The organism is Petrotoga sp. DB-2, from assembly GCF_054051725.1.
Window position 1 is genome coordinate 37,424 of the sequence record NZ_JBSVZD010000017.1, and the last position, 9,641, is coordinate 47,064.

Annotated in this window: 10 protein-coding genes; 8 read left to right on the top strand and 2 right to left on the bottom strand. The window is 34.6% G+C overall.

What is annotated here, in order from left to right; all coding sequences use genetic code 11:
- The first annotated feature begins 18 nt into the window (after positions 1–18).
- Genes dnaN through trhA form a run of 8 tightly spaced genes read left to right on the top strand, consistent with a single transcriptional unit; the run spans position 19 to position 7,051 of the window.
- Positions 19–1,131: a DNA polymerase III subunit beta gene (gene dnaN / locus ACW9JY_RS06895; protein WP_457283813.1), complete on the top strand. Its 1,113-nt coding sequence runs from the start codon at positions 19–21 to the stop codon at positions 1,129–1,131.
- A 3-nt stretch (positions 1,132–1,134) separates the two neighbouring features.
- Positions 1,135–1,623, top strand: coding sequence for a 2-C-methyl-D-erythritol 2,4-cyclodiphosphate synthase (gene ispF, locus ACW9JY_RS06900; RefSeq protein WP_103077702.1), 489 nt, complete (start codon positions 1,135–1,137; stop codon positions 1,621–1,623).
- Positions 1,613–2,278: an endonuclease V gene (gene nfi, locus ACW9JY_RS06905; protein WP_103079070.1), complete on the top strand. Its 666-nt coding sequence runs from the start codon at positions 1,613–1,615 to the stop codon at positions 2,276–2,278. The genes ispF and nfi overlap by 11 nt, the downstream gene beginning before the upstream one ends.
- Before the next feature lie 5 nt (positions 2,279–2,283).
- Positions 2,284–3,423: an MFS transporter gene (locus ACW9JY_RS06910; RefSeq protein ID WP_457283814.1), complete on the top strand. Its 1,140-nt coding sequence runs from the start codon at positions 2,284–2,286 to the stop codon at positions 3,421–3,423.
- 29 nt (positions 3,424–3,452) lie between these two features.
- Positions 3,453–4,952, top strand: coding sequence for a YifB family Mg chelatase-like AAA ATPase (locus tag ACW9JY_RS06915; protein ID WP_457283815.1), 1,500 nt, complete (start codon positions 3,453–3,455; stop codon positions 4,950–4,952).
- The gene (locus ACW9JY_RS06920) at positions 4,949–5,797 is read left to right on the top strand and encodes a thermonuclease family protein (protein ID WP_457283816.1); all 849 of its coding nucleotides are present in this window, start codon (positions 4,949–4,951) and stop codon (positions 5,795–5,797) included. Before ACW9JY_RS06915 ends, ACW9JY_RS06920 begins: the two co-directional genes overlap by 4 nt.
- 40 nt (positions 5,798–5,837) lie before the next feature.
- Positions 5,838–6,407, top strand: a complete 570-nt coding sequence (locus ACW9JY_RS06925) for a GNAT family N-acetyltransferase (protein ID WP_103077707.1) — start codon at positions 5,838–5,840, stop codon at positions 6,405–6,407.
- Positions 6,404–7,051 carry a PAQR family membrane homeostasis protein TrhA gene (gene trhA / locus ACW9JY_RS06930; RefSeq protein ID WP_457283817.1) on the top strand — a complete coding sequence of 216 codons (648 nt, stop codon included), beginning with the start codon at positions 6,404–6,406 and terminating at the stop codon, positions 7,049–7,051. The genes ACW9JY_RS06925 and trhA overlap by 4 nt, the downstream gene beginning before the upstream one ends.
- A 3-nt stretch (positions 7,052–7,054) precedes the next feature.
- On the opposite strand, the gene ACW9JY_RS06935 is transcribed toward trhA, so the two are convergent.
- Together ACW9JY_RS06935 and ACW9JY_RS06940 are read right to left on the bottom strand one after the other, a co-directional pair.
- Complete coding sequence (locus ACW9JY_RS06935) at positions 7,055–7,939, bottom strand: bifunctional enoyl-CoA hydratase/phosphate acetyltransferase (RefSeq protein ID WP_457283818.1); 885 nt, start codon at positions 7,937–7,939, stop codon at positions 7,055–7,057.
- Positions 7,940–7,965: 26 nt separating this feature from the next.
- On the bottom strand, positions 7,966–9,333 hold the full coding sequence (locus ACW9JY_RS06940) for an MATE family efflux transporter (RefSeq protein WP_457283819.1): 1,368 nt from the start codon (positions 9,331–9,333) through the stop codon (positions 7,966–7,968).
- Between the last annotated feature and the right edge of the window lie 308 nt (positions 9,334–9,641).

Below are 9,641 nucleotides of genomic sequence, written 5' to 3' on the forward strand. Positions count from 1 at the left end.
CAAAGGGAGGAAAACTTGATGTCGTTTGAAATAGATACAAGGGTTTTAAAAAATGCTGTCCAATTAACTACCAACGCTGTTTCAAAAAAAACAGCTAACCCTATTTTGAAAGGAATAAAATTGGCTGTAGAAGACGATGAGTTACATATTTATGCTACAGATTTGCAAACCGGTTTTCACAAATGGCTGAAGGTTAAAGATAGCGATGAAAATTTTTCTACAGTGGTTGAACAGACGATTTTTTTAGAAATACTATCAAATCTCACTTCTGATACAATTACTATAACTTTGGATGGAGTTTTGAAGATTTCAGGTGGAAATTCTGTATTTCGATTACCTACCATGGACCCTGATGAATTTCCTTCCCTTGCTTTCGACGTTACAGGGAACTCAATTTCGTTAGATAGAACAGTTATTACTAATATGATTGATAAGGTAATTTTTTGTGCTTTAAAAGATTCTTCTTCCCTTTCGCGCAATTTAAATGCCGTTTATTGGGACTTTAGGCAGGGAGGGTTTTTGAATTTAGTCGCCACGGATTCATATAGATTAGCCCTTTCTGAAAGTAAGCTGGAAGATGACAATGTTCTTTCACCGTTTCTTTTATCCCTAAAAAGTATGGATGAATTAAAAACGATACTTTCAGCAGCAAAAACAGAGAAGATAAAAGTGGTTCAAAGTGGTTCTCAAGTTCTCTTTGATTTTGAAGAAGATAATAACCAGTTGATTTTTAACGTTATAGATGCCGAGTTTCCTAATTATTTGGGTATAATTCCCCAGAGTTTTATAACAAAGATCAAGGCTAAGACCTCAGAATTTTTGGCTATTATGAAAAGGATGTCTATAACAGCCGGAAGTGAGGAATATACTTTATTAAATATTGAAGATGGAAGAATACAGTTTTATGCAAGTTCTCCTGATGTTGGCGAAGCAAAAGAAGAGATTGATGTCGAGCAAGAAGGTAGAAATCTTGAGATCGCTTATTCACCGAGATATTTCAGGGAAGCGTTAGAAAGAATAGAGACTGTGGAATTTGAGTTCGATATATCCGATGAGGAAAAACCTACCATTTTAAAACCTGTAGAAGACAACAGTTATATGTTCATAATAATGCCAAAAAGGAAAAGTTGAAACATGTTAAAAATTGGTTTTGGTTACGATGTTCATCCTTTAGCTGAAAATAGAAGATTAATATTGGGTGGAGTTGTAATAAATCATCCAAAAGGTTATGGATTATTGGGCCATTCGGATGGAGACGTTTTTTTTCATGCGATAATTGATAGTTTATTAGGGATGTGCGGTTTGGGGTCGATAGGGGAGTACTTTCCTGAAAGTAAAGAATTTGAAAATATTAGTAGCTCTATACTTTTAGAAAAGACTATGGATTTGATAAGTAAAAGATATGTTATTAAGATAAATAATATTGATGCGGTAATCATATCTAAGAGTGTGAAGATCAGTTCTATATCTGAGCAAATAAAAAATAATACCTCACGCATCTTAAATTTAGAAGTGAGCCGAATAAACTTAAAAGGCAAGAGTGGCAATGGTCTGGGAATAGGCGGAAAGGACGAAGGTATAGAAGTTTATTGTACAACGTTAGGTGAGGTAGATGAAATATAAACGTATTCATAACTTCGATATGTCTCCCAAAGATATGATCAAAATTCAGAAACAGTTGGCTAAAGAGGTTAAATTGATTCATTTCTCAGATGAACCAAACTTAGTGAGTGGTGTTGATCTTTCCTTTCAAAAAGACGAAGGATTAGCTGTAATTGTAACAATGGATTTTAAAAAATTATCGGTAATCGATGTAACATATGCCGTGGATAAGATTACCTTACCATATATACCTGGCCTTCTTGCTTTTAGAGAGCTTCCTATCTTTTTAAAGGCTTGGGAAAAACTTCAAATTGAACCTGATATTGTTTTTTTTGATGGTCAAGGCTATGCCCATCCTAGAAGGATGGGCATAGCTACACATGCGTCTTTTTTTATTGAAAAGCCTACTATAGGAATTGCTAAATCTAGGTTAATTGGTGAATACGAAGAACCCGGAAAGAAAAAAGGGGAATTCACATTTCTGTACCATAAAGGTGAGAAAATAGGAATAGTGTTGAGAACAAGAGACAATGTGAAACCTGTATTTGTATCTCCTGGCAACTTGGTTGATTTCAATAACGCCTTAGATTTCACTTATCATTTCGCCACAAAGTATAAAATTCCTGAGATAACTCGAAAGGCACACTTATACACTCAAAGTTTAAAGCAGAGGTGACGTTGTTGACCGAAAAGAACACGCGAAATTTTATATACATCTCAATGATCGTATTTTCTATGGTCATGAACACCCTTGCGCCTCTTATGACTTCCATTCAAGAAAGATTTTCTGTTTCGATAACTATTTCTTCTTCATTACCGTTTATAAGTACCTTTGGTACCATGATATCCAACTTTATAGGCAGCTTTTTTATCGCCCAGATAGGTTATAAAAGTTTTTTGACCGGTGCTTTTATAATTGAAATTTTGGGTTTGGTTTTATTCGTAACTGCAATTAATTTTCCTATGATTGTATTATCAGTTTTTTTATTGGGGGTAGCGACTGGGGCAACTTTTATGACTTTAACTTCCGCTTTTTCACACCTTGATAGGAAAACCCAAAATTTTGGATTTTTAAACGCGAGTTTTGGAATTGGAGGTATAATAGCACCCCTTTTGGTTAGCTTATTTTTAGTTATGAAATTAGATTTTAGATTTGTGTATTTTATACACTTAATCTTAATTTCGTTACTTTTCATTTTTGTTTTAATTTATAAGCCCATTCAAAACATAAAGTATGAAGCGATTAAATTTAAAGAAGCTACAGGTATAATAAGAAAAAGATTTGTTTATTTATCATTGTTGATATTTTTATTCTATTCCGGAACTGAAATAGGTATAATAACATGGAGCGGGAACCTTTTCTACGATGTTTTTAATTATTCGAAAGAATTTTCATCTGTAATTATAAGTTTATTTTGGGTAGTTTTTACCTTGGGTAGAGCTATTACGGAATTTTTAAACAGAAAATTAACGGAATTGGGAACCATTTTTTACTTCTCTATTTCTCTTATAGTAAGTCTTGCATTGTTGCTAATATTTCAGCACTTTATTTTCTTTCTTTTCGTTGGTTTTAGTTTATCTGCCATTTTTCCAAGCATTCAAAAATACACCAATCAAAATCTCCCAAAGAGAATCTTAGGGATGTACAACGGGTTGGCTTTTGGTTCTACTGGGATTGGGGCTATGATAATTGCAACTTCCATGGGAGTAATTGGTGATATTAATTTTAATATCTCATATACCATTCCCTTTTTAACTTTTACTATCATCATTTTTATCACACAAAAATTGGGTAAGGAAAAGTTAGAAAGTGATAAGTGAAATTAAGTAATGTACAAAAAGGGGGAAAAATGAAATATTCTAAGATAAAAACTGGTTGCATAGACGGGTTTAAAGTAGAAAATATCTTAGTAGAAATCGACGTAAACTCCCGTTCTACCCAACAGACATTCAAAATAGTAGGCATGCCCTCCACATCAGTTTTAGAAAGTGAGAAACGAGTTACAAGTGCCATTAGAAATACTGGGTTTACAATTCCTAACGGATCGATAGTTGCGAATCTTTCACCCACCTCTATGAGAAAAGACGGCTCACATTTTGATTTACCAATTGCCGTTTCCTTGTTGGAGGCGTCAGGTCAGATAAAAGAATTAAGTGAAGATTACTATATATTTGGTGAACTTGGTTTGAATGGAGAAGTTAGACCAGTTTCTGGGATATCTCTTTTCTTGATGTATATAAAAGAAAGAAATCAACAAGCAAAATTCATAATTCCACGGGGAAATCAGGGGGAAAGTAAATTTGTAGAAAAGAACGAGGTTATCGTTATAGATAGCTTGAAAGATATCGAAAATATATCCCAGGATATCTTGGATGAATACTCTCCCAAGTACGAGGATATTGTACAACCATCTTACAACTTAGATTTTCGTGAAATCAAAGGTCAAATATTTGCCAAAAGGGGAATAGAGATAGCAGCCAGTGGATTTCACAATGTCTTAATGAGGGGATCTCCCGGTTCAGGAAAAACAATGATAGCTAAAAGGGTTCCAACAATATTACCAGATATGACGAGGGAAGAAATCATCGAATCAACGATGATCTATTCAGTTGCTGGATATATGAACACGATAATCGATAAAAGGCCTTTTAGATCTCCTCACCACACAGCCTCGACAGCTTCAATAATAGGGGGAGGCGCCGTTCCGAAACCTGGTGAAATAAGCTTGGCTCATAATGGTGTGTTATTCATGGATGAGTTCCCCGAGTACCGTACGGATGTAATAGAGTCCCTAAGACAGCCTTTAGAAGACGGAGAAGTGACGGTAACAAGAGCAAAATCCGTTGCTAATTTTCCTGCAAGGTTCATGCTTATAGCCTCTCAAAATCCATGTCCATGCGGATATTATGGAGACAAGGAGATAGAATGTACGTGTAATTTGAACCAGATCTTAAATTACAACAGAAAAATATCAGGACCCATATTGGACAGAATAGATATTAGAATAGATACACCAAGGGTAAAAATAGATGAGCTCATGTCCAAGGAAGACGGAGAAAGCTCCGAAAAGATTAAAGAAAGAGTTTCAAAGGCTTCCCAAATACAGATAAAAAGGCAAAACAAATTGAATGGGAAACTTAGCAATAAAGAAGTGAAGAAATTTGCGGCTCTTACTGAAAAAGCGGAAGACTTTTTAAAACAAGCAGCTATCAATTTAAAATTAACTGCAAGATCTGTAAACAGGGTAGTAAGAATTTCACGAACTATAGCCGACACTTGTGATTCAAAAAATGTAGAAATAAGTCATGTTTCTGAAGCCTTGAATTACAGAGGGAGAAAAATCATATGAGAAAAATGTCTTCAATTTTTCTATGGCTTTTATTGGTGTTAAGTGCGGTTTATGTTAATTCACAAGAATTAATAACAATTCCAGATATAGAAAACCTCGAAAAAGCAAAAGTTTCTTCTATATTCGATGGAGACACGATTAACACTTACCAGTACGCTGAAAGTATAAGATTGATTGGAATAGACGCACCAGAGATCAAAGCTGGGAGTAAGCCCATTAGCGAGTATGGCTATAAGTCGTATCAATTTGTGAAAGATAGACTAATAAATGTTGCAGACAGAAACGTATATTTAGAGTTTGATGAGGATAAGTTTGACGATTATGGCAGAGTTTTGGCGTATGTTTATTATGAGGATGAAGAAGGTAACTTAATATTATTAAACGAGGAAATATTAAAAAATGGATTAGCCCGACCGTTGTTTTACAAAGATACTTCAAAAAAACAAGAAATATTTGTTAAAGCTTATATCCAAGCATATGAAGATAGAAAAGGGATCTTTGAAAAATACGATGATGAAAGCATAGTGGTGGAATCTGATGCCTTAACCCAAAAGGATTTAGGTAGAATGAGGTGGGTGAAGGTCAAAGTAAAAGATGTTATAAAAGAAGGCGAAAATTATTACAAAATTATCTCTGAAGGCGAAGATTTTTACTATGGAATAAGAAAACAGGAATTTGATGCCTTTTTTGATGGTTACGATATCTATGATTTAGTTGGGGAAGAAGTTATGTTCTGGGGAGAAATATGGTTTGATCAGCGAACTGGGCAATACGAAATACTGGGAAGGGCTCCTTTTGAGATAAAAAGATTTGTGAATGGAGTGCAGGGAGAAGAGGGAGTTTAGTTTAAAGATTATATAACAGAATAAGAGGGGGATAGACAGTATGGGTAAATATTTTAAAAAAGTAGTAGGAGAAAAATGCTTTTTGTCACCAGTCAATCCTGACGATTTTGAAAAATACACGGAATGGTTAAATGACCCAGAAATATCAGAAAACATGATGGTAGAGGATAATATTATTTCTTTGCTTAAAGAAAAAGACATTTTAGAAAAAATGGCTAAAGGCAACGATGTTTTATTTGCCATAGTGGATTTAGAAACAGAAGAGCTGATAGGTAATTGTGGGTTGCATGACATTAATAGAATTAATCAATCGGCTGTCCTTGGGATTTTTATTGGGAATAGAGAATATCTGTCTAAAGGATATGGTACCCAAGCCATTAAGTTGCTTTTGAATTATGGATTCAACGTTTTAAATTTAAATAATATCATGTTGGAAGTTTTTGAATATAACAAAAGGGCAATAAGATCTTACCAAAAAGCTGGATTTAAAGAAATAGGTAGGCGAAGGCAAGCAAAGTTTTTTAAGAACAATAGATACGATATAATATTTATGGACATTTTGAGAGAAGAATTTCTTGAAATAAAAGATGCGAAAGGAGTATTAGGGTGAAAGATTTAGACAATATCGAAAAATTTACCCCTGGTGAAGAAATAGCTAATGCCGTTATACACGGTATAGGAGCATTGTTGAGTATAGCTGCTCTGGTGTTATTGGTAGTTTTTTCAGCGATTAACGGACAACCTTGGAGTATATTTAGTTCGGTTATATATGGTTCATCGTTGATTATTCTTTATTTATCTTCAACACTATATCACAGCTTTCAACGTAAAAAAATCAAAGATCTCTTTGAAATATTCGATCATTCTGCAATTTATATTTTAATAGCCGGTACCTACACACCTTTTGCACTAATTACGTTGAGCGGAAGGCTAGGTTGGATTATATTTTCTGTGGTATGGGTTTTGGCAGCTATAGGCATTATTTTTAAAATATTTTTCGTTAAAAGATTTAGGATTCTTTCAACAATTTTATACATAGCTATGGGATGGTTAGTTGTATTTGCTATGGAACCTTTAGTTACAAACTTGGATTTCTGGGGAGTCTTTTGGTTGGTCATAGGAGGCATTCTTTACACAGTTGGGACCATATTTTACGTGTGGAGAAAAATCCCATACCACCATGCTTTATGGCATTTGATAGTACTTGCAGGAAGCATATGCCACTTTTTCTCAGTGTTTTTTTATGTTATATGAGTCTCAGGAGTTTAAAACTCCAAGTGCCAGAGCTGCCAATTTCGATTGATCGTTGTCGGCTCTTGATACTAATACTATGGGAGCCTTTGCTCCCACTACAATCCCTGCCACGTTTCCTCCTGAAAAATATACAGCAGATTTTCCTAACAAGTTCCCCGAATGGATATCTGGAACAATTAAAATATCTGCTTTACCTGCAACCTCACTGTTTATATTTTTAATCTTGGCAGCTTGTTCGTTTATAGCGTTATCAAGGGCAAGAGGACCATCGACAACGCATCCTTTTATTTGGCCTCTCTTGTTCATTTGGGTCAATATGGCGGCATCTACTGTCTCAGGCATATCGGGATTAACTACTTCGACCGCCGCTAATAAAGCTACCTTGGGAGTTTTTATTTCAAGGTTCTTAGCTACTTCAAGGGCGTTGTATATAATTTGAACCTTTTGAGTTAAATCTGGGTGGATTATCATTCCACCATCGCTTATCAAAAGTAATCTATCCAAATAAGGTGTTTCTACTACTGCAACATGAGAAAGCAAATTTCCCGTTTTTAATCCCCAATCGTTGTTTAAAACAGCTTTTAGCAACTCAGAAGTTTTTATCTTACCCTTCATGAGCAGATCAGCAGCCCCACTTGAAACGAGACGAACACCTTTTTCTGCTGCTTCCTGTAGAGTTTCTGCCTCTATAATGTCAAATTCCTTTCCAACAATTTCCAAATTTTTTTTAATTTCTTCTTTATTTCCAACCAAGACAGGGTTTGCAAACCCTTCTTCACTTGCTTTTGATAAAGCCTTCAAAGCTTCAATATCTTCAGCACAGACAAGAACGACGTTCTTTGTTGGTTTGGACTTTGCTCTATTCAACAATTCTTCAAAGTTTTTCATGAAAGAGTCCTCCTTTGTTGACTATACTAAGCATTTCTTTGAGAAGCTTCTTCAATTACAGGTTTTTTCCAGTTCCCAAAAACTAGAAAACCCAGGGCTAATACAAGGGCAGAGAAATTACTTATTATCATCGCTATGAAAACACCTATGTACCCGTGAGTCTCAGCTAAGAAAAAAACCAAAGGTACCCTTATTCCCCACAATCTTACCATATCTATAATGGTCGACTGAATCGTATGCCCTGTACCCCTTAAAGTACCAAGAAAGACTGAAACTAATGAGAAGAACGGAAGTGAGAAAGAAACATATCTAAAAAATTCCTCTCCAACTTTAATTACTTCAGGGTCATTTATGAAAAATTTCGTTATATTGTGACCAAATAAAAACATAACCATTGAAGCACTTCCTACGATCAGTAAAGTTGCTAAAGAAGCTTTTCTAACCGTTTCCTCAGCCTTTTCAGGTTGGCTTGCACCCACATATTGACCTGTCATCGTAGCCGTTGCCAAAGATATTCCCATAGCGAACATCGTTATTAAATTGTTCATTCTATTTCCAATTCCATATCCGCTAATAACAATAGGTCCAAATTGTGCAATAACTCCCATAATTATAGCAAATCCTATAGCTGTAAAAGATTCACCTATAGAAGAAGGTAAGCCTACGGATAAAACTTTTTTTATAAGTTTTCGATCGGGGGCAAAATCTTTGGCGTGTAATTTAAAACCCTCTCTACCTTTGAACAATACAAATAGAAATACAACAGACATTATAACTTGAGATAACATAGTTGCTAGTGCTGCTCCAAATACGCCTAAATTGAATTGAAAAATGAAAAGAGGGTCAAGGGCCACGTTTAACAGTATTGATATACCGTTGTATTTCAGGGCTATAAATGAATTTCCCCATCCCCTAAATATACCCGCTACCGTTTGCATTAAAAAACTGAAAGGTAAACTAAATGCCATTATTTTTAGATACGTATTACTAAGTTCGAATATGTTTTTATCCAATCGTAAAAGAGATAATAATTGCTTGCTAAAGATCAACACTATTGCCATAATGGATAAAGCCACAAACGTCATTACCAAAATGGTTTGCGCTGCCGATTTTTCAGCTCTTCTTTGATCGCCGTATCCTGTATATTGGGCTATCAAAGAGGTTCCAGCGTAAGAAAATCCTGTGGCAAAAGATATAAAAACAAATATCAGCGGCCAAACTACAGTAGGAACAGATAATTCCAAAGGACCTAACTTTCCCAAAAAATATGCATCAGTTATATTATATATCGCTTGCATCATATTTGTCAAAATGATTGGCCAGGCTAAGGTAAATAAAGCTTTCCATATGGATGTTTTTAAAACGTCAACTTTTCCTGTATCTTTGATTTTCATTCGTTATCACCTTTAATGTAAAAATTAATTCGCTATCCTTATTAATATTTTATCAAATTATTTGGGATTTGGGTTAAGAATAAAGGTATATATTTTAAGCTTAGTAGTTAGATATTATTAAAAAATAAAGAAATAAAAAAGCGTCCATAAAAAAGGACGCCCAAAATAAAGATAAAGTTTTTATTTTTTAATACTAACTAATCTTAGACCAATTCTTCTTCTTGTTTTATCTGCTATGGCTAACCGAATACTGTACCACCCTGCTAACCTAATTATGTACCATATAGAAAGAAGAAGTTCTTTTCTTT

Excerpts from the sequence above, each read along its gene's own strand:
- dnaN (WP_457283813.1), top strand. The coding sequence starts at position 19 with ATGTCGTTTGAAATAGATACAAGGGTTTTAAAAAATGCTGTCCAATTA.
- ispF (WP_103077702.1), top strand. The coding sequence starts at position 1,135 with ATGTTAAAAATTGGTTTTGGTTACGATGTTCATCCTTTAGCTGAAAAT.
- nfi (WP_103079070.1), top strand. The coding sequence starts at position 1,613 with ATGAAATATAAACGTATTCATAACTTCGATATGTCTCCCAAAGATATG.
- ACW9JY_RS06915 (WP_457283815.1), top strand. The coding sequence starts at position 3,453 with ATGAAATATTCTAAGATAAAAACTGGTTGCATAGACGGGTTTAAAGTA.
- ACW9JY_RS06920 (WP_457283816.1), top strand. The coding sequence starts at position 4,949 with ATGAGAAAAATGTCTTCAATTTTTCTATGGCTTTTATTGGTGTTAAGT.
- ACW9JY_RS06925 (WP_103077707.1), top strand. The coding sequence starts at position 5,838 with ATGGGTAAATATTTTAAAAAAGTAGTAGGAGAAAAATGCTTTTTGTCA.
- ACW9JY_RS06935 (WP_457283818.1), bottom strand. The coding sequence starts at position 7,939 with ATGAAAAACTTTGAAGAATTGTTGAATAGAGCAAAGTCCAAACCAACA.
- ACW9JY_RS06940 (WP_457283819.1), bottom strand. The coding sequence starts at position 9,333 with ATGAAAATCAAAGATACAGGAAAAGTTGACGTTTTAAAAACATCCATA.